The sequence below is a fragment of the Streptomyces sp. NPDC002640 genome, from assembly GCF_053592575.1.
In genome coordinates this window covers 229,198-248,882 of record NZ_JBSFVZ010000009.1, presented here as the reverse complement: position 1 = coordinate 248,882, position 19,685 = coordinate 229,198, and the positions used below count along the sequence as shown (strand labels likewise).

At 77.1% G+C, this 19,685-nt stretch carries 17 protein-coding genes; 12 read left to right on the top strand and 5 right to left on the bottom strand.

The features are described 5' to 3' along the window. Positions 1 to 65: 65 nt before the first annotated feature. Genes ACWD3O_RS15070 through ACWD3O_RS15020 form a run of 11 tightly spaced genes read left to right on the top strand, consistent with a single transcriptional unit; the run spans position 66 to position 11,967 of the window. Positions 66 to 1,691, top strand: coding sequence for a carbamoyltransferase family protein (locus ACWD3O_RS15070; protein WP_451416134.1), 1,626 nt, complete (start codon positions 66 to 68; stop codon positions 1,689 to 1,691). After that, a complete protein-coding gene (locus ACWD3O_RS15065; RefSeq protein WP_451416133.1) occupies positions 1,688 to 2,734 on the top strand; it encodes a glycosyltransferase family 2 protein in 1,047 nt (348 codons plus the stop codon). Before ACWD3O_RS15070 ends, ACWD3O_RS15065 begins: the two co-directional genes overlap by 4 nt. Next, entirely contained in the window at positions 2,731 to 3,297 is a 567-nt protein-coding gene (locus tag ACWD3O_RS15060; RefSeq protein ID WP_451416132.1) for a D-glycero-alpha-D-manno-heptose-1,7-bisphosphate 7-phosphatase, read from the top strand. The genes ACWD3O_RS15065 and ACWD3O_RS15060 overlap by 4 nt, the downstream gene beginning before the upstream one ends. Then, positions 3,294 to 4,298, top strand: a complete 1,005-nt coding sequence (locus tag ACWD3O_RS15055) for a glycosyltransferase family 9 protein (protein WP_451416131.1) — start codon at positions 3,294 to 3,296, stop codon at positions 4,296 to 4,298. Before ACWD3O_RS15060 ends, ACWD3O_RS15055 begins: the two co-directional genes overlap by 4 nt. Continuing rightward, complete coding sequence (locus ACWD3O_RS15050) at positions 4,295 to 5,245, top strand: glycosyltransferase (RefSeq protein WP_451416130.1); 951 nt, start codon at positions 4,295 to 4,297, stop codon at positions 5,243 to 5,245. The genes ACWD3O_RS15055 and ACWD3O_RS15050 overlap by 4 nt, the downstream gene beginning before the upstream one ends. Continuing rightward, positions 5,242 to 6,483, top strand: a complete 1,242-nt coding sequence (locus tag ACWD3O_RS15045) for a glycosyltransferase (RefSeq protein ID WP_451416129.1) — start codon at positions 5,242 to 5,244, stop codon at positions 6,481 to 6,483. Before ACWD3O_RS15050 ends, ACWD3O_RS15045 begins: the two co-directional genes overlap by 4 nt. Next, positions 6,483 to 7,220 carry a D-sedoheptulose-7-phosphate isomerase gene (locus ACWD3O_RS15040; protein WP_451416128.1) on the top strand — a complete coding sequence of 246 codons (738 nt, stop codon included), beginning with the start codon at positions 6,483 to 6,485 and terminating at the stop codon, positions 7,218 to 7,220. Before ACWD3O_RS15045 ends, ACWD3O_RS15040 begins: the two co-directional genes overlap by 1 nt. After that, positions 7,213 to 9,123: a D-glycero-beta-D-manno-heptose 1-phosphate adenylyltransferase gene (gene rfaE2, locus ACWD3O_RS15035; protein ID WP_451416127.1), complete on the top strand. Its 1,911-nt coding sequence runs from the start codon at positions 7,213 to 7,215 to the stop codon at positions 9,121 to 9,123. The genes ACWD3O_RS15040 and rfaE2 overlap by 8 nt, the downstream gene beginning before the upstream one ends. Beyond that, positions 9,120 to 10,127, top strand: coding sequence for a glycosyltransferase family 9 protein (locus tag ACWD3O_RS15030; protein WP_451416126.1), 1,008 nt, complete (start codon positions 9,120 to 9,122; stop codon positions 10,125 to 10,127). The genes rfaE2 and ACWD3O_RS15030 overlap by 4 nt, the downstream gene beginning before the upstream one ends. After that, on the top strand, positions 10,124 to 11,032 hold the full coding sequence (locus tag ACWD3O_RS15025; RefSeq protein ID WP_451416125.1) for a glycosyltransferase family 2 protein: 909 nt from the start codon (positions 10,124 to 10,126) through the stop codon (positions 11,030 to 11,032). Before ACWD3O_RS15030 ends, ACWD3O_RS15025 begins: the two co-directional genes overlap by 4 nt. Further along, complete coding sequence (locus tag ACWD3O_RS15020; RefSeq protein ID WP_451416124.1) at positions 11,029 to 11,967, top strand: glycosyltransferase family 2 protein; 939 nt, start codon at positions 11,029 to 11,031, stop codon at positions 11,965 to 11,967. The genes ACWD3O_RS15025 and ACWD3O_RS15020 overlap by 4 nt, the downstream gene beginning before the upstream one ends. A gap of 39 nt (positions 11,968 to 12,006) precedes the next feature. Here ACWD3O_RS15020 and ACWD3O_RS15015 read toward each other — a convergent pair whose 3' ends face one another. The 4 genes from ACWD3O_RS15015 to ACWD3O_RS15000 form a co-directional block, all read right to left on the bottom strand. After that, positions 12,007 to 12,528, bottom strand: a complete 522-nt coding sequence (locus ACWD3O_RS15015) for a DUF4396 domain-containing protein (RefSeq protein ID WP_451416123.1) — start codon at positions 12,526 to 12,528, stop codon at positions 12,007 to 12,009. Between the two features lie 184 nt (positions 12,529 to 12,712). Then, positions 12,713 to 13,354 (bottom strand): DUF305 domain-containing protein, encoded by a 642-nt coding sequence (locus tag ACWD3O_RS15010; protein WP_451416122.1) that lies wholly within the window; start codon positions 13,352 to 13,354, stop codon positions 12,713 to 12,715. A gap of 134 nt (positions 13,355 to 13,488) precedes the next feature. After that, positions 13,489 to 13,881, bottom strand: coding sequence for a DUF6153 family protein (locus ACWD3O_RS15005; protein WP_451416161.1), 393 nt, complete (start codon positions 13,879 to 13,881; stop codon positions 13,489 to 13,491). 357 nt (positions 13,882 to 14,238) lie between these two features. After that, positions 14,239 to 15,108, bottom strand: coding sequence for a polysaccharide pyruvyl transferase family protein (locus ACWD3O_RS15000; protein WP_451413399.1), 870 nt, complete (start codon positions 15,106 to 15,108; stop codon positions 14,239 to 14,241). Positions 15,109 to 15,330: 222 nt separating this feature from the next. On the opposite strand from ACWD3O_RS15000, the gene ACWD3O_RS14995 reads away from it, so the two are divergent. Then, positions 15,331 to 16,398, top strand: coding sequence for a DUF2382 domain-containing protein (locus tag ACWD3O_RS14995; RefSeq protein ID WP_451413366.1), 1,068 nt, complete (start codon positions 15,331 to 15,333; stop codon positions 16,396 to 16,398). 268 nt (positions 16,399 to 16,666) lie between these two features. Here ACWD3O_RS14995 and ACWD3O_RS14990 read toward each other — a convergent pair whose 3' ends face one another. Then, on the bottom strand, positions 16,667 to 19,561 hold the full coding sequence (locus ACWD3O_RS14990; RefSeq protein WP_451416121.1) for an ATP-binding protein: 2,895 nt from the start codon (positions 19,559 to 19,561) through the stop codon (positions 16,667 to 16,669). Positions 19,562 to 19,685 lie beyond the last annotated feature (124 nt).

The window sequence follows — 19,685 nt, the reverse complement described above, 5'->3', positions numbered from 1 at the left end:
GCACCCAGCAGCCGACAGAAGCGAACAGCCAGACCCCGACCGCACGTCCGGGACGGAGCACCTCCATGCGCATCCTTGGCATCAACGCCCTCTTCCACGACCCGGCCGCCGCCCTGGTGATCGACGGCCGCACCGTCGCCGCGGCCGAGGAGGAACGGTTCAGCCGACGCAAGCACGGCAAGCGCCCGGTCCCCTTCTCCGCCTGGGAGCTCCCCGAGCTGTCCGCCCGCTGGTGCCTGGAGCACGCCGGCCTGCGCGCCGAGGAACTCGACGCCGTCGCCTACTCCTTCGACCCCCGGCTCGCCCGCCCCGCCGACCAGATGGGCCTGAACGACCCCTGGGACCCGCTGCGGCTCGAATACGCGCGCCGCGCACCGGAGTTCCTCGCCGAGGCGCTGCCCGGCCTGGACCCCGACCGGGTCGTCTTCGTCCCGCACCACGTCGCGCACGCCGCCTCCGCCGGCCCCGCCTCGCCGTTCCCGGACAGCGCCGTGCTGGTCCTCGACGGCCGCGGCGAGTCCGCCTCCCACCTGGCCGGCCGCTACACCGAGGGCAAGCTGGACACCCTCGCCACCCAGGCGCTCCCGCACTCCCTGGGCCTGGTCTACGAGGAACTCACCGAGCACCTCGGATTCCTGCGCAGCAGCGACGAGTTCAAGGTGATGGCGCTCGCCTCCTACGGCAGGCCCCGCTTCCTGAATCAGCTGCGCGAACACGTCCACGCCACCGGCGACGGCGGCTTCCGCGCCCACGGCGTGAACTGGGCCGCCTACGCCCCGCCGCGCGGCAGACACGAGCCGTGGACCCAGGACCACGCCGACCTCGCCGCCAGCGCCCAGGCGGTGCTGGAGGAGGTCCTCCTCGAACTGGTCCACTGGCTGCACAGCGCAGGCGGCGGGGACTCGCTCACCCTGGCCGGCGGCGTCGCCCTCAACTGCGTCGCCAACGCGAAGATCGCCGCGATGGGCCCCTTCCGCGACGTCTGGGTGCAGCCCGCCGCCGGTGACGCCGGGACCGCCCTCGGCGGCGCCCTGCACCTGAGCGACCACCCCGAGCCGATGCCCGGCGCCGACCTCGGCCGCGGCTGGTCCGACGACGAACTGCGCGCCATCCTCCAGGAGGCCGCCGTCCCGTTCGAGGAGCCCGAGGACATCGCCGAGACCGTCGCCGAGGAACTGGCCCGGGACGGCGTCGTCGCCTGGTTCCAGGGCCGCAGCGAGTACGGCCCGCGCGCCCTCGGCCACCGCTCCCTGATGGCCCACCCGGGCCGCGCCGAGAACCTGGAACGCCTCAACAAGGTCAAGGGCCGCGAGGAGTTCCGCCCCGTCGCCCCGATGGTCGTCGCCGACCGGGCCGCGGAGATCTTCACCGGGCAGCTGCCCAGCCCCTACATGCTGTTCGTGCACGAGGTCGCCGACGCCTGGCGCGACCGCATCCCCGCGGTCGTCCACGTCGACGGCACCGCCCGCATCCAGACCGTCGAGGAACGCCGCGAACCGCTGGTCGCCCGCATGCTGCACGCCTTCGAGCGGCGCACCGGCCTGCCGGTGGTGGTCAACACCAGCCTCAACACGGCCGGCCGGCCCATGGTCGACGACCCGCGCGACGCCCTGGAGTGCTTCGGCTCCGCGCCCGTCGACCTGCTGGCCATCGGCCCGTTCGCGGTCCGCCGCGCCAGGATGTTCGCGTGACCGGCCCGGCCGAGACGCCCGGGACGGCCGAGGAACCCGGGTACGCGGTGGTCGTCCCGACCCTGGTCCGCGACACGCTCGCCGACTGCCTGGCCTCGCTGGTCGCCGCCCACGGACCCAAGCCGTCCGAGATCGTCCTGGTCGACGACCGGCCCGCCCCCGCGAACGAGGACCGGGAAGCGCTCGAGCACCCGCTGTCCGTCCTCGGCGACCTCCGCCACCGCACCACCGTGCTGCCCGGCGGGGGACGCGGACCCGCCGCCGCCCGCAACACCGGTGCCCGGGCGGTGGCCGCCCCGTGGATCGCCTTCCTCGACGACGACGTCCAGGTCGGCCCGCACTGGTGCGACCAGCTCACCGACGACCTGGCCGCCGCCGCCCCCGACACCGGAGGCATCCAGGGTGTGATCGCCGTGCCGCTGCCCGGCGAACGCCGCCCCACCGACTGGGAACGCGCCACCGCCGGGCTCGCCCAGGCACTGTGGATCACCGCCGACATGGTGTACCGGACCGAGGCGCTCAAACAGGTCGGCGGGTTCGACGAGCGGTTCCCGCGGGCCTTCCGCGAGGACGCCGACCTGGCGCTGCGGGTCCTCGACGCCGGCTGGCAGATCCGCCGCGGCCGCCGCACCACCCGCCACCCGGTCCGCCCCGCCGACCGCTGGGTCTCGCTGCGCCAGCAGCGCGGCAACGCCGACGACGCCCTGATGCTGCGGCTGCACGGCCCCGACTGGTGGCGCGAGGCCGCCGCCCCGCGCGGCCGGATCCGCCGCCACGCGGCGATCACCGCCGCCGGCGCCGCGGCCTGCCTGCTCGCCGTCGCCGGACGCCGCCGCACCGCCTGCCTCGCCGCGCTCGCCTGGGCCCTGGGGACCGCCGAGTTCGCCTGGGCGCGCATCGCCCCCGGCCCGCGCACCCGCGACGAGGTGGTCACCATGCTGCTCACCAGCCTCCTCATCCCGCCCGCCGCCACGCGCCACCGGCTGGAAGGCCTGTGGCGCCACCGCGACGCCCGCCCCTGGACGGAGGTGGTCGGCCCGTGAACCCCGCGCCGGCCGTCCTGTTCGACCGCGACGGCACCCTCGTTGAGGACGTCCCCTACAACGGCGACCCGGAACGGGTCCGCCCGATGCCCACCGCCGTCGAGGCGCTCGCGCTGCTGCGCCGGCACGGCCTCGCCGTGGGCGTGGTCAGCAACCAGTCCGGCATCGCCCGCGGCCTGCTCACCCACGCCCAGGTCGACGCCGTCAACGCCCGCGTGGAGAAGCACCTCGGCCCGTTCGACGTCTGGGAGATCTGCCCGCACGGCCCCGCCGACGGCTGCCCCTGCCGCAAACCCGCACCCGGGCTGGTGCGGTCCGCCGCCGACCGGCTCGGCGTCCCCGCCGGACGGTGCGTGGTCATCGGCGACATCGGCGCAGACGTGCAGGCCGCCCTCGGCGCCGGCGCCCGGGCGGTGCTGGTGCCCACCCCGGTCACCCGCGCCGAGGAGGTCGAGGCCGCCCCCGTGGTCGCCCCCGACCTGCTGAGCGCGGTGCGGCTGGTCGTCGCCTACTACGACCTCGACCGCCGGGGGCAGACGGTCGAGGCGGGGAGGCCGGCATGAGAGCCTTGGTGGTGCGGCTCGACAGCTTCGGTGACGTCCTGCTCGCCGGGCCCGCCGTCCGCGCGGTCGCCCGGCACGCCGACGAGGTCGCCCTGCTCTGCGGCCCGCGCGGCGAGCCCGCCGCACGGCTGCTGCCCGGCGTGGACCGGATCCTCGTCTGGGACTCGCCCTGGGTCGGCCTGGAGCCGCCCCCCGTGGACCGCGCGGACGTCGAACGGACCGTCGACCGGATCGCCGGCCTCGGCGCGGACACCGCCCTGGTCCTCACCTCCTTCCACCAGTCCCCGCTCCCCACCGCACTGCTGCTGCGCATGGCCGGGGTGCGGCGGATCGCCGCCGACAGCGTGGACTACCCCGGCGCGCTGCTCGACGTCCGCCACCGCCGCCCCGACCACGCCCACGAGGCCGAGGCCGCCCTGCGGCTCGCCGAGGCGGCCGGTTTCCCGCCCGCCGAGGACGACGACGGACGGCTCGCCGTCCTGCCGCCGCCGGACACCAGCGCCCTCACCGGGCCCGAGCCCTATGTCGTCCTCCACCCCGGCGCCAGCGTCCCCGCCCGCGCCTGGAGCCCCGACCGCTGCGCCGAGGCGGTCCGCGAACTCGCCGCCGCCGGCCACCGGGTCCTCGTCACCGGCGGACCCGGAGAACGCGAGCTGACCGCCCGCGTCGCCGGACGCGACGGCCTCGACCTCGGCGGCCGCACCGACGCCGCCACCCTGGCCGGGGTGCTCTCCCGCGCCCGCGCCGTGGTCACCGGCAACACCGGACCCGCCCACCTCGCGGCGGCCGTCGGCGCGCCCGTGGTCTCCCTCTTCGCCCCCGTGGTGCCGGCCGAACGCTGGCGGCCCTGGGGCGTCCCGCACGTCCTGCTCGGCGACCAGGAGTCGCCCTGCGCGGACAGCAGAGCCCGTACCTGCCCGCTCCCCGGCCACCCGTGCCTGAACACGGTGACCGGGCTCGACGTGCTCGCCGCGGTGGAGAAAGTGATGGTGTCCCGATGAGGATCCTGATCTGGCACGTGCACGGCTCCTGGACGACCGCGTTCGTCCAGGGCCCGCACACCTACGTCGTCCCGGTCACCCCCGACCGGGGACCGGACGGCCTCGGACGCGCACGGACCTTCGACTGGCCCGACTCCGTGGTCGAAGTCCCCCCGGAGCGGCTGCGGGACGCGGAGATCGACCTCGTCGTCCTCCAGCGCCCGCACGAGATCGAGCTGGTGGACCGGTGGCTGGGCCGCCGCCCGCCCCTGGTGTACCTGGAGCACAACGCGCCCGACGGCGACGTGCCCGACACCCGGCACCCGGCCGCGGACCTCCCCGGCGTCACCCTGGTCCACGTCACCCACTTCAACCGCCTGATGTGGGACGCCGGTTCCGCGCCCACCGCGGTGATCGAGCACGGCATCGTCGACCCCGGACCGCTCTGGACGGGCGAACTCCCGCGTGCCGCCGTCGTCGTCAACGAACCCCTGCGCCGCGGCCGCACCACCGGCACCGACCTCCTCCCGCACTTCGCCCACGCCGCGCCCCTCGACGTCTTCGGCATGGGCACCCGCGGCATCGCCGGAGCCCTCGGACTCGCCCCCGACCGCTGCCGCGACCACGAACTCGTCCAGCGCGACCTGCACGCCGAGATGGCCCGGCGCCGCCTCTACGTCCACCCGGTCCGCTGGACCTCCCTGGGACTCTCCCTGCTGGAGGCCATGCACCTGGGGATGCCGGTGGTGGCCCTCGCCACCACCGAGGTGGCCGAGGCGGTCCCCGGCGGCGCCGGAGTCGTCTCCAACCGCCTCGACGTCCTGACCGACGCCGTACGGGACTACACCGCCGACCCGGACCACGCCCGGGCCGTCGGGGAACGCGCCCGCGCGGCAGCGCTCTCCCGCTACGGGCTGCCCCGCTTCCTCGACGACTGGGAGCGGCTGCTGAAGGAGGTGACCCGATGAGGATCGCCATGGTGTCCGAGCACGCCAGCCCGCTCGCCGCGCTCGGCGGACCCGACGCCGGCGGCCAGAACGTGTACGTGGCCCGCCTCTCCGAGGAACTCGCCCGGCGCGGCCACGACGTCACCGTCCACACCCGCCGCGACGACCCCGACCTGCCCGACCGGGTGCGGATGGCCGGCGGCACCGTCGTCGACCATGTGCCCGCGGGCCCCGCCGAGCCCCTGCCCAAGGACGAGCTCCTCGCCCACATGCCCGAGTTCGGGGAACACCTGGACCGGGTCTGGGCGCGCGAGCGCCCCGACGCCGCGCACGCCCACTTCTGGATGTCCGGACTCGCCGCCCGCGACGGCGCCCGGCCGCACGGCATCCCCGTCGTCCAGACCTTCCACGCCCTCGGCACCGTCAAGCGCCGCCACCAGGGCGCCCTCGACACCAGCCCCGTGCAGCGCCTCGCCCTCGAACGCCAACTCGCCCGCTCCTGCGACCGGGTGATCGCCACCTGCTCCGACGAGGTCGCCGAACTCGCCGCCATGGGCGTGCCCGGCGACCGCGTCTCGGTGGTGCCCTGCGGCGTCGACACCACCGAGTTCCGGCCCGGCCCCGACCTCACCGGCGCGCCCGCCCGCCGCCACCGGCACCGGCTGCTGGCCTGCGGCCGCCTCGTCCCCCGCAAGGGCTACGACCGGGCCGTCCGCGCGCTCACCGAGATCCCCGACACCGAACTCCTCGTCGTGGGCGGCCCGTTCGCCTGCCGTACCGAGAACGCGCCGGAACTCGCCGACGCCGTCCCGGAGGTCGCCCGGCTGCTCGCGCTCGCCGAGGACCTCGGCGTCGCCGACCGCGTCCGGATGCTCGGCGCGGTCTCCCGCGACCGGATGCCCGCCCTCATGCGCAGCGCCGACCTGGTGCTGTGCACCCCCTCCTACGAACCCTTCGGCATCGTCCCGCTGGAGGCGATGGCCTGCGCCGTCCCGGTGCTCGCCACCGACGTCGGCGGGCACCGCGACAGCGTCGCCGACCGGACCACCGGCCGGCTGGTCCCGCCCGACGACCCGGGGGCCCTCGCCCGGGCCGCCCGCGAACTGCTCGCCGACGACGCCCGGCGCCGCGCCTACGGCGCCGCCGGCCGGGCCCGCGTGCTCGACCGCTTCACCTGGGGTCGCGTCGCGGACGGCGTCGAAGAGGTCTACCGCCAGGTGGCGGCGGGCCGCGAACTCTCTTCCTCGGAGGTGGCGTGATGGACATGCGACCGGATTCCGCCTCGGGCGGCCACTGCGACGCCCTCGACCGGGCCCTCGGCGCGTTCCGCGCCACGGCCCCCCACAGCGTCGACCGCTGGGGCGAGCTGCTCGCCGCCGTCCTCACCGGCGGCGGACGCCTGCTCGCCGCGGGCAACGGCGGCAGCGCCGCCCAGGCGCAGCACCTCACCGCCGAACTCGTCGGCCGCTACCGCGACGACCGCCCGCCGTTCTCCGCGATCGCCCTGCACGCCGACACCTCCAGCACCACCGCGATCGCCAACGACTACGGCATCGACGAGGTGTTCGCCCGCCAGGTCCGTGCCCACGGCCGGCCCGACGACATCCTGATGCTGCTCTCCACCAGCGGCGCCAGCGCCAACCTGCTGGCCGCCGCCGAGGCCGCCCGCGAGTCCGGCCTGCACGTGTGGGCTCTCACCGGCCCGGCCCCCAACCCGCTGGCCGCCGCCGCCGACGAGGTGCTGGCGGTCGAGGCGCCCGCCACCGCCACCGTGCAGGAACTCCACCTGGTCGCCGTCCACATGGTCTGCGAGGCCTTCGACGCCGCACTGGAACGGGGCTGGGGCGCCAAGGGCCGCCGCCGCCCCGCGGACACCGCCGGAACGCCGGAACCCGCGCCCGCCCGCGGCGCCGGAGGAGGCCCGCACGCCCTCCAGGCCGGGCTGATCCGGCGCACCCCCGACGACGTGCCGAGGGGAGGCCGCCGGCATGAGTGACCGCACCGACCGTGCCGCACACGGACCCGCCCCGCTGGTCGTCGTCGGCGACGCCCTCCTCGACCGCGACCTCGCCGGCACCGCCGAGCGGCTGGCCCCCGACGCCCCCGTCCCGGTGATCGCCGACTGCGTGGAGCGGCTGCGTCCCGGCGGCGCCGCGCTCGCCGCCCACCTCGCCGCCCTCGACGGCCGCGCCGTCACGCTGATCACCGGCCTCGGCGACGATCCCGCCGCCCTGCTGCTGCGGCGGCTGCTGGAGCCGCGGGTGCGGGTCGTCGCCCTGCCGGTCACCGGGCCGCTGCCGGAGAAGACCCGGCTGCTCGCCCAGCACCTGCCGGTGGCCCGGGTGGACCGGGGCGACGGCCGGGCCGCCGGTGCCACCGAGGAGGCGGTGGCGGCGATCCGGTCCGCGCACGCCGTGCTCGTCTCCGACTACGGACGCGGCGCCGCCGAGGCGCTGCGCGACGTCCTGGCCGAACGCCCGCCCGAGGTCTGGGACCCGCACCCGCGCGGGGCGGTCCCGGTCCCCGGCACCCGGCTGGTGACCCCCGCCGAGAAGGAGGCCCGCCTCTTCGCCGAGGGCGGCCGGGGCGACGACCTGCGCACCGTCTCGCGGGGCGCCGCGGCCCTGGTCCGCGCCTGGCGGGCCGCCGCCGTGGTGGTCACCCTCGGCGCGCGCGGCGCCCTCCTCTCCTACGGGGACAACCCGCTGCTCTTCCCCGCCCCCACCGCCCACCAGGGCGACCCCTGCGGCGCCGGCGACCGGTTCGCCGCCACGGCCGCGGGACGCCTGGCCGACGGGGCGCTGGTCGAGGAGGCGGTGGCCGACGCCGTCGCCTCCGCCACGGCGTTCGTCGCCGCGGGGGCGGCCGGGGCGATCGGCCTCGACCCGGCCACCGACACCCCGGCCCGGCCCGCGCCCGGCCACGCCCTTGACGGGCCGCACCTCCCGACCGGGGCCGAACCCGCGGTGCGCGCGGGGGACCCGATCCGCGCCGGGGACGGGGCGGGCGCTCGTGACGGTGCCGAGCCCGGTGTCCGCGCGGGGGACCCGATCCGCGCCGGGCACGGGGCGGGTGCCCTGGCCGAGGCCGAGCCGGAGGGTCGCGCGGGGGAGCGGAACCGAGCCGGGGGTGGGACCGGCGCCCGGGGCGGGGGCGGTTTCCCCGACGGTGTCGAGCGCGGTGTTCGCGTAGGTGACCAGGGCCGGGACGGCGACGCGGCGGGTGTGCGGGCCGGAGCCGGGGCTCGGGCATGGGACGGCACCGGGACGCGGGCCGTGGACGGGGCGGGCTTCGCGGACGGGACCGGGCTCGGGGCGCGCGCGGGGGGCCGGAACCGGGACGGTGCCGGTGGTGGGCGTGGTGGGCGTGGTGGGGTTCTGGGGGCCGGCGGGGCGCCCGGCGGGTACCGCGAGGCGGAGGATCCGTGCGGGCTGGCGGAAAGGGTCCGCGCCGGTGGCGGCACCGTGGTCGCCGCCGGCGGCTGCTTCGACCTGCTCCACGCCGGCCACGTCGGCCTGCTGGAGGAGGCCCGCCGCCTCGGCGACTGCCTGGTCGTCTGCGTGAACTCCGACTCCTCGGTCCGCCGCCGCAAGGGCGACGGCCGCCCCGTCAACCCCCTCGCCGACCGCGTCCGCGTCCTCAAGGCGCTGGCCTGCGTGGACGCCGTCGCCGTCTTCGACGAGGACACCCCCGAGCAGCTCCTCGCCCGCCTCCGCCCCGACGTGTGGGTCAAGGGCGGCGACTACGCCGGCGCGGACCTGCCCGAGGCGGCCCTGCTGGAGGAGTGGGGCGGCCAGGCCGTCCTGCTGCCCTACCTCGACGGCCGTTCCTCCACCCGGCTCGCCGCCCGCGCCGCGGCCGCCGTGGCCGCCGCGCGCGAGGGAGGACGGCTCCGGTGACCCACCGCATCCTGGTGCTGCGCGCCCTCGGCCTCGGCGACCTGCTCGCCGGGATCCCCGCCCTGCGCGCCCTGCGCCACGCCCACCCGGACGCCGAGATCACCCTCGCCGCGCCCGCGGAACTCGGCCCCGTGGCCGAGGCGTCGTCCGCGGTCGACCGTCTGCTGCCGGCCTCCGCCCCCGGCCGCGCGGTGCCCGCCGCCCTGGACTGGACCGGCCCGCCCCCCGACCTCGCCGTCGACCTGCACGGCAACGGACCGCCCAGCCACCGCCTGCTCGCCGCCCTCCGCCCCGCCCGCCTCTACGCCTTCGCCCACCCGGAGACACCGGAGATCGACGGCCCCGAGTGGTTCGCGGAGGAGCACGAACGCGACCGCTGGTGCCGCCTGCTCACCTGGTACGGCCACGACGCCGACCCCGCCGACCTGCGGCTGCCCCGCCCGCACGGCGCCTCACCGGCCCCCGGCGCGGTCGTCCTGCACCCCGGCGCGGGCGCGCCCGCCCGCTGCTGGCCCGCCGAACGGTTCGCCGCCGTCGCCACCGCCCTGAGGGAGCGCGGCCACCGCGTGGTCGTCACCGGAGGGCCGGGCGAGGACGACCTGGTGGCCCAGGTCGCCGACCGCGCCGGACTGCCCGACGGCGACAGGCTCGCCGGAGGACCGCCCTTCGCCGTCCTCTCCGCGCTGGTGGCGGGGGCCCGCGCCGTCGTCAGCGGCGACACCGGCCTCGCCCACCTCGCCGCCGCCCACGCCACACCCTCCGTCACCCTGTTCGGGCCCACCCCGCCCAGCCGCTGGGGACCGCCCGACCACCCCCGGCACCAGGTGCTCTGGCACGCGGGCGCACCCGGCGACCCGCACGCCCGCCGCCCCGACCCGGCCCTGCTGCGGATCACCCCCGACGACGTCCTCACCGCCGTCGACCGGCTCCCCGCCGCGGACCCCGCACCCCCGGCGGAGCCGACGGGCCCGCTCAGCGTCACCGCCACCACCGGAACGCCATGACCACCCGGCCCACGCCCCCACCCCCGTCCCAGCCCGCAGGCCACGACCCCGCCGTCGGCGTGGTGATCGCCACCCGCGACCGCCGCGACAGCCTCGCCCACACCCTGCGCCACCTCCTCGACCTGCCGGAACGCCCCCGCGTGGTGGTCGTCGACAACGCCTCCCGCGACGGCACCCGGGAGATGATGGACCGCGACTTCCCGCAGGTCAGGGTGGTCGCCCTGGCCGAGAACCGGGGCGCCACCGCCCGCACCCTCGGCGTGCGGGTGCTCGGCACGCCGTACGTGGCGTTCAGCGACGACGACTCCTGGTGGGCGCCCGGGGCGCTCACCGCCGCCGTCCGGCACCTGGAGGCCCACCCCCGGCTGGGACTCCTCGCCGCCCGCACCCTGGTCGGTCCCGGCGAGACCGACGACCCGGTGAACGAGGTCCTCGCGGCCTCCCCGCTGGGCCCCGCCGCGGACCTGCCCGGCATCCAGGTGCTGGGCTTCCTCGGCTGCGCCGCCGTCGCGCGCCGCAGCGCCTACCTGGACGCCGGCGGCTACCACCGCGTCCTGTTCTTCGGAGCCGAGGAGACCCTCCTCGCCTACGACCTCGCGGCCCGCGGCTGGGGCGTCACCTACTGCCCCGACGTGATCGCCCACCACCACCCCGCCACCGCGCCCCGCCCGCACCGCACCGCCCTCCAGCGCCGCAACGAGGTGCTGACCGCGTGGCTGCGCCGCCCGCTGCCGCTCGCCCTGGCCCGCACCGGCGAACTCGCCTTCCAGGCCCGGAGCGACGGCCCCGCCCGGCGCGCCCTGCGCGAGGCCCTGCTGCGCCTTCCCGGCGCCCTGCGGGCCCGCGCGCCGCTGCCCCCGCACGTGGAACGCGCCGCACGGCTGCTGGACGGAGGCCGCGCATGACCCGGCCCGGACCGGCCCGCCCCGGACCCGCCTCCCCCGGGGCGGACCCGCGCGTCACCGTCGTGATCATCACGCACAACCGGCGCGACGAACTCCTGCGCACCCTCGGCCGGCTGGCCGCGCTGCCGGAGCGGCCGCCGGTGATCGTCACCGACAACGCCTCGTCGGACGGCACCGCCGCCGCGGTCGCCCGCCACCACCCCGAGGTGCGGCTGCTGCGCCCCGGCCGCAACCTGGGGGCGGTCGGCCGCAACCTCGCGGTGGAGCAGGTCACCACGCCCTACGTGGCGTTCTGCGACGACGACACCTGGTGGGAGGCCGGGTCGCTGGCCGGGGCCGCCGACCTGCTGGACAGCTTCCCGGCCGTCGGCGCGGTCACCGCGCGCATCCTGGTGGAACCCCAGGGGGCCGAGGACCCCATCGTCGAGGAACTGCGCGGATCACCCCTGCCGGGTCCCGACTGGCTGCCGGGGCCCGCGCTCGGGTCCTTCCTGGCGGCCGCGACCGTGCTGCGCGCCGACGCGTTCCGGGCGGCCGGCGGGTTCTCCCCGCGGCTGTGGCTGGGCGGCGAGGAGGAGTTGCTGGCCGCCGACCTCGCGGCGGCGGGGTGGTGGCTGGTGTACGCCGACTCCCTCACCATCCACCACCAGGCCTCCACCGCCCGCGACTCGACCCTCCGCCGCACCCACGGCATCCGCAACACCCTGTGGTTCACCTGGCTGCGGCGACCGGCGCACGTCGCCCTGCGGCGCACCCTGCACCTGGCGCGCACCGTGCCCAGGGACGCCGCCTCGCTGCGGGGGTTCGCGCTGGCCGCGACGGGGCTGCCGTGGGTGCTGCGGGAGCGGCGGGTGCTGCCGCCGGCGGTCGAGTCGCGGCTCGCCCTGCTGGAGGCGTCGCAGCGGGCGTCGCGGGCCCGGCAGTACACAGGCTGACGGCGGCGGCCCCGCCGGGGACCGCCGCCGTCAGCGGGCTCAGTGGTGGGCGTGGACCACGGCGTGGCCCTTGCCCCGGCCGATCATCCACTTGTTCAGCGGGGTGGTGACCACGAAGGCCACCCCGAAGCCGCCGAGCAGGGCACTCCAGAACAGGCCGTCCGAGAGGTGGGCGTCCATCGCGCCCGGGACCAGGGCGATGATCCCGTTGTCCACCGTCTCCATCACCGCGATGGACACGGTGTCGGCGGCCAGCGCGACCTTGATCGCCGCCTTGAGGCCCAGGCCGGAGCGGCGGACCGCGAAGAGGGTGAAGGAGTAGCCGAAGAGGAACGCCAGCGTGATCGCCAGCGCCATCGTCTGGACGTTCCCCCACATCAGCGCGGTGCCGATGACCATGCCGAGGATCTCGCCGATGGCGCAGCCGACGAGGCAGTGCAGCGTCGCCTTGGCGGCCATGGACCACGACGCCCCGGACCCGGCGCCGTGGTCATGCCCCGGGGTGTCGTGGTGGCCCGCGTGGTGGTCGTGCCCGCCGTGGTGGTGCGTGGTGTGGTCCATGACCGCTCTCCCCGTCTCCCCGATGTCGTGTCAGGTGGGACCTCCGGGGGTCCCCGCACCACCGAACCATATACCCCCCAGGGGTATTCCGGAAGGCGGTGGACGCGCCGGTGGGGCGGGCGCCGCGCACTGCGGCACCCGCCCCACCGGGGTTGTCCTGTCGGGTTCGTCCTGCCGGGACGGGTCAGTCGCGCCCGAGGAGCTCCCGCATCCGGTCGATCTCGGCGGACTGCGAGGCGACGATGTCCTCGGCCATCCGCCGGGCCGGGCCGTGGGAACCGCCGGCCAGTTCCTCCTCGGCCATGGCGACGGCGCCCTCGTGGTGCTCGATCATCATGCGGAGGAACGCCTCGTCGAACGCGGCGCCGGAGGCCGCGCGGAGCTCGTCCATGTCCTCGGCGGACATCATCCCGCCGGAGCCGTGCGCCGAGTGGTGCGTGGCGTCCTCGCCCGGCACCTCCTCGCCCCACGCCTCCAGCCAGCCGGTCAGGGTGGTGATCTCCGGGCCCTGTGCCTTCTTGATCTGCGCGGCGAGCTCCTTCACCTCGGCCGACTCCGCCCGGCCGGGCGCCAGGTCGGCCATTTCCACGGCTTGACGGTGGTGGGGGATCATCCCCGTCGCGAAGGCCCGGTCGGCGGCGTTCGGGGCGCCGGCGGAGGCGGGCGCCGAGGTGGGTGCCGGGGCGGGCGTCGAGGCGGGGGAGTGGCCGTCGTGGCCGGCGGAGCCCTGGCCGGTGCCGCCTCCGCAGGCCGCGAGGACCAGGGCGGCCGCTCCGGCGGCGAGCAAGGCGGCGGTACGGCGGATCGGTGAACGGTTGTCGTGCATGGCTGTGCGACTCCTCCTGCGGAGAGTTCCGGTGAGTTCCGGTGATGTGTCCTGAGCGGTGTGACGGCACGGCACGCCGCCGCAACCCCCGGGGGGTATGTGGGGGTATGCGCGCGGGTGTCGTGCGGGCCGCTCTAGATCCGCAGGAGTTGCAGTTCCGCCAGGTCGGGCGGGGCGCGGGTGGGTGTGGCCGACGCGGGGGCGGGGGTGACGGCCGGGGAGGCCGTCACGGCGGCGGGGCCGGCGTCGGCGAGCGGGGGCGGCGTGTAGGCCGACGCCACGCCGGCCGCGGCGCACAAGTCGTCCGCGTGGGCCGGGTGACCGTGTCCGCCGCCGGTGTCCGGGCATGCGTGGGCCCCGGCGGTCGCCGCCGCGGGCGGGTGTGCGGTGTGGGCTCCGTGCGGCGGGGTCACCGCGCCGCCGGGAGCCAGCCCGTGCATCCCCAGCAGCCCGGCGAGCACGGCCGGCACGAGCAACGCGAACAGCCACCCCGCAGGGCGGCGCCACGCTGTCCCCGGCCTCCCGATCACGCCGCCATCGTACGCGGCCCCCCTTCCCCCACCACCCCACGGCCCGGCCCCACCGGCGCGGCCCGGCCGACCGATCAGCGGCCCGGCCCGCCGACCTGTGCCCTGCCCCACCGGCCCGAGCCCCGACCCGCTGTCCCCGGCCCGCCGATCTGCGGCCTGCCCACCGGCCTGCGGCCTGCCACGCATCGACTCCCCCCCGCATCGCCTCCCCGGCATCGCGACGGCAGGGGGGCGTGGGCCCGGCGGCCGGGCTGTGGGGCTGTGGGGCTGTGGAGCGTGAGGTGGCCGGGCTGGGCGGTGGCCAGCTGTGGGGTGCGGGGGCCTCGGCCGTGGGGGTCGGGCGGAGGTCGCCGCTCAGGTCCCGTGGTGGAGGGCGGTGAGGAGGGTGTCGGCGGGGTCGCAGGGGGTGGCGGCGGCGACGGCGGCGGCGGCCGCGCGGGCCTCCGCGCCCAGGCACCAGTGGAGCCACCGCTCGAGCGCGTCCGCGGACACGTGCTCGCCCGGCACCACCGCCGGCCACCCCCACACCCGCCCCTGCGCCGAGACCTTCGCGCCCCCGGCCACGGGGTCCACCGCGAGCACCGGCACCCCGCACCGCAGCCCCAGCACCAGCCCGTGCAGGCGGGTCGTGACCACCACGTCGAGCCGCCGCAGCAGCGACTCCAGCTGACCCGGGGTCGCCGCCAGCCGCCAGTCGCGGGTGTCGAGCCGCGTCTCCAGCTCCACCCGCGCGCAGTCCGTGCCGCCCAGCCAGTCGGTCACCGTCGCGCCGACGGCCTCGTGCAGCCGCCGCCCGCCGTACTCCTGCTGCCCGTGGGTGAGCACCACCCCCACGACCGGCACCGGGGAGGCGGCGGGCGCCCGAGCCGCCAGATCGGGGGCGGCGACCCGACCGGAGTCCCGTGCCAGCACCCGGTGGAAGCCGCGCACCGCCGCCGAGGACGGATCGATCACCGACACCCCCACCGCCACCCGCACGCAGTCGGCGAACCGCCGGTGGAGCTGCTCGATCTGCCACCCGTGCAGCGGGCCGCAGACGAAGACCAGGTGGGAGTAGGCGGCCGGGTCGGCGGACTCCGGCGAGAGCTCCCCGGGCCGGAACCCGGGGCTCCAGGCCACGTCGTACGGCAGGTCCGCCGCGTCGAGGACCTGACGGACCCGTTCCAGGGCCAGCACGTCCCCGGCGGTGGCCTCCCCGTGCAGGAAGCTGAACCACCCGGTCACCAGGATCCGCCGTACCGTCCCGCCGTCCGCCGGCGGGACCGCGCACGCGCTGTCGTCGCTCGTGTCCACAGTGCGATCCGGGTCCCCCTTCCACGCCGCCTCACGCACGCAATACCCGGCTAATCCACCGAGATCGTGTGAGTTGATGGAGAAAAGACCGTTTCACGCTGTTTGTCCGGGTCTACCCGTTGGGCGAGCCGAGTGTGGAAGGAGGGTGATGAAATGATCACCCGAGACCAGATCCCCGCCGTCCTCGACCATCCGGTGTACGACGGCACGGGCGCGAAGATCGGCGAGGCCAAGCACGTGTTCCTCGACGACGCGACCGGCCGCCCGGAGTGGGTGAGCGTCAAGACCGGCCTCTTCGGCGGCAGCGAGACGTTCGTTCCGATCCGCGACGCCACGCTGGTGGAGGACCACCTCGAGGTGCCGTACACCAAGGACAAGGTCAAGGACGCCCCCGACGTCGTGGTCGACAGCGGCGGTCACCTCTCCCGCGAGGAGGAGCACCGCCTCTACGACTACTACGGCGTCGACTGGAACGAGCCCTGGGAGCAGTCCACGGGCAAGGGCCAGGGTCAGGGCCCGGCCTCCACGTCCGGCCGGACCGGCATGGACGCGGGCACGGCCGGTGCGGCCGGCGCCGCCGGGGCGGCCGGGGGTGTGGCCGGAGGCATCGCCGGCAAGGCGTCCGCACGGGGCCGCAAGGCCGGGGACGCCGACGAGTCCGGCCGGGCCTACGCGGGCGGCACCGGCGCGGAGGGCCGCACCGTGGGCATGGAGGGACGCGGCAAGGCCGCCGAGTCCCGCGCGCGTTCCGGCGACGTCGGCCAGGAGACGGCCGAGAACGCCATGACGCGTTCCGAGGAGCGCATGCACGTCCGGGTCGAACGTCAGGAGAGCGGCCGGGCCAGGCTGCACAAGTACGTCGACACCGAAGAGGTGCAGCAGAGCGTTCCGCTGCGGTACGAGGAGGTCCGCGTCGTCCGCGAGCCGATCACCGAGGCCAACCGTTCCTCGGCGCTCTCCGGAGAGCCGCTGAAGGAGGCCGAGTACGAGGTGACGCTCCACGCCGAGCGGCCCGTGGTCGAGACCGAGGTGGTCCCGGTCGAACGGGTGCGGCTCACCACGGAGGAGCGCGTCCAGAACAAGACCGTCACCGGCCGGGTCCGCAGGGAGCGGATCGAGACGGAGGGCTTGGACGCCCCCGGCACGGAGTCCTCGTCGGGCGTGGACGCCGGCGACTTCGGCGAGAGCGGTGGACGCGGCCGGCACCGGAAGGGCAGGTGACCGTCCTTCCGCACGACGTGGATGGGGGGCGCTACGGGTCGCTCGTGGTCGTCCGCAACGCCCCCCGGTCTTCGGCCCCCTGGGGTCAAGGTCAGCCTAGGAGGATGCCCACCCGGCGCACATGAGGGACTGCCCTGCGGGGGCGGACCGAGGGTTTTCCCTCTCGGCCCGCCCCCGTCCCGTTGCAGGGGGCCGGACTCCCGGACGGCGGGTCGGCCTCCTGCGGCGAGCCGGCCTCCCGGACGGCGCGTAAGCCTCCGGCGGCGCGTCAGCCTCCGGCGGCGAGGCGGACGATGTCGACGCGGGAGCGGATCCCCAGCTTGCGGTACACGCGGGTCAGGGTCGCCTCGACCGTCTTCACGCTGACGAACAGCCGCCCGGCGATCTCCCGGTTGGTGGCCCCCTCCATCACCAGTCCCGCGACCTGCCGTTCCATCGCCGCGAGCCCCTGCAGGACCGCCGCCCCGCCCGTGGCGGCCCGCCCTGACGCGGCGTCCGGCGCGACGGTAGCCGTGGGCGCGGCCGGTGGGGCCGGAGCCGCCTCCGCCGTCTCCGCCCGCCGCAGCCAGGGCAGGGCCCGGCACCGCCGGAACAGCCGCAGGGCCTCCTCCCGCGGCTCCGCCCCGCTCGCTCCGCGCTGGGTCCGCACCTCGGCCAGCGCCAGCAGCGTCCGCCCCTCGGACAGCCGCCGCCCCACCCGGGCGAACCGCTCCCGGGACCGTGCCAGCAGCCGCTCCGCCCCGGCGTGGTCGCCCTCCGCCGCCAGCACCAGCGCCTCGGCCCGGTCCAGCACCGCCAGCACGCCCTCCCGGCCCAGCCGCTCGGCGCGCACCCGGGTCTCCGCCACGAGACGCCGCGCCTCCGCGGTCTCTCCGGTGCGCACCAGGGCCTCCGCGAGGTCGCCGTGCCACCGCCCGTCGGCCGGGTCGTCGATGCCCACCCGCCGCTCCAGCGCCCGTACCCGGCCCAGTGCCTCCACCGCCCCGCCGTGGTCGCCCGTGGCCAGCAGGACGTGGCCCAGCGCGGAGAGGGCGTGCGCGAGGAAGAGGTGGTCGCCGTCGCGCTCCGCCGCCCGCACCGCCTCCCGGGCCAGCTCCACGGCCAGGGCGGGGTCGCCGCCGGACGCCTCCGCGCGGGCGGCCAGCGCCCCGGCCGCGGCCTCGCCGATCCCGGTGTCCCGGGCCAGCCGCAGGGACTCCCGGGCCAGGTCGACGGCGCGTCCGCAGTGCCCGGAGCGCAGCTCGGTCTCCGCCAGCAGCCGCAGGTACTGCACCTCCGCCTCGACCATGCCGCGCCGCCGCGCGCCCCGCAGCAGGGCGGTGACGGTGGACCGCGCCTCGTCCAGGCGGTCGCCCATCAGCATCCAGCGGCACTGCACCGCGCCCGCGCCGTTGTGGTCGCAGGCCTCCGCCTCGTCCTGCGGGGCCTCCTCCAGCGCCCGCGCGATGGTGGCGGGGGCGTCCGGATGGCCGCGCAGCACCTCCATGTGGGCCTGGAAGGCCAGCGAGAGCAGTTCGGTGCGGCGGTCCCCGCCCGCGGCGGCGAGCCGCGCGGCGCGCGCCGCCTCCTGGTGGGCGCGGCGGCTGTCGCCCTCGACCAGCAGCGCCTGCCAGGCCAGCCGGTGGTGGACCAGGCCGAGCAGGCGCGGATCGTCGCCGGCGTCGGCCAGTGCCTGCGGGAAGACGGCGTCCACCTCGGTCATCGCCTGTCCGGCCGCGTCGATCACCACCGTCCACGCCCGCACCCGCTCGGCCGCCCCGGTGGCGCGGCCCAGCACGTCGTGGGCGATGTCGCGGGCCAGGTCGGCCTCGCCCGCGGTCAGCGCGTCCTCGGCGGCGCGCAGCCGGTGCGCGTCGGGGGAGCCGGTGCCGGGGGAGTGCGGGGCGGGCTCCGGGGTGTGGCGCGCGGCCAGCAGGCCCAGGGAGGCCGCCACCGACGGCGCGCCCCGGTCACGGGCGAGCCCGGCCGCCTCGGAGAGCCGGGCGGCGACCTCCGGATCGGCCCCCGCGGTGGCGAGTGCGAGGTGCCGGGCGCGTTCGATCGGGTCGAGGGCCGCCCGGGAGAGCGCCGCGTGCACGGCCCGCCGCTCGGGGCCGTCGGCGGCGGCGTAGAGCGCGGACGGCACCAGCGGGTGCGTGAACCGGATCGTGTGGTTCTCCGGGTCGTCGGCGACCAGCACCCCCAGCGCGCAGGCCCGGGCGACGTCCTCCTCGGCGTCGGCACGCCCGGCCGCGCGCAGCAGCTCCAGGGTGGGGCGGGCGCCGGCGGCGGCGACCAGCAGGGTCCGCCGGGTCCCGGCGGGCAGCCGGTCCAGCCGCCCGAGGAGCAGGGCGCGCAGTGAGGTCGGCACCGGCAGCGGCTCTCCCGGCCGGGGCGGCGTCGGGCTCTCCGCCAGTGCGCGGCCCAGCTCCAGCGCGAACATCGGGTTGCCGTCGCTGGCCGCCCCGATGGCGCGCACGGTGGAACGGGGCAGTCCCGCCAGGCCGCGGCGGGCGAGCAGGGCGGAGATGTGGGCGCGGTCCAGCGGGGCGACCCGCAGCGCCTCCGAGTCGTGGGGCAGGCCGCGCAGGTGGACGTTGACGTCCGGCCCGTCGGGGGTCCCGGTGCGCAGCGCGCACAGCATCCGCACCCGGGTGCCGTTGCTCCGGCGGGCGGCGAAGCCCAGCAGTTCGGTGCTGGCGCGGTCCAGCCACTGCAGGTCGTCCGCGACCACCAGGACCGGCCCGTCGGCGGCCAGCGCCCGGAAGGCGGCCAGTACGGCCAGCCGCAGGGCCAGTCCGTGCTGCCCGTCCGGCTGCAGCGCCGTCCCGCCGTGCCCGGTGAGCGCGGCCTCCAGCGCGGTGCGCTGGGTGGGCGGCAGCCGGTCGGCGAACCGGTCGAGATGGGGGCCGAGGAGATCGGCGATGGCCAGGAAGGGGAGATGGGATTCCGACTCCGTCGCCGAACAGCGCAGCACCGTCCGTGACTTTCCGGCGTATTCGGCCGCCAGTGCCCGCAGGACCGTCGATTTGCCGATTCCGGCCGGTCCGTGGAGCAGCACGCCCCCGCCCTGGCCGAGTCGGCGCCGGGCGTCGGCGAGCAGGTCCTCCCGGCCGACGACCTGCTCGTTCGTCCGGCCGGAGCGGTGGCCGGCAGCTTCCTGGACGTCATGGGGCACGGTCACCGCTCCTCTCACATGTCGTGTCCTGGCCAATAATAGGCAAGGGGTCCCGGCCAATCGGGCGGAACACGACCGGGCCTTCTCCACACCTTCCGACGGCCGAAGTGTCATTCGGGGACCGGAAAAG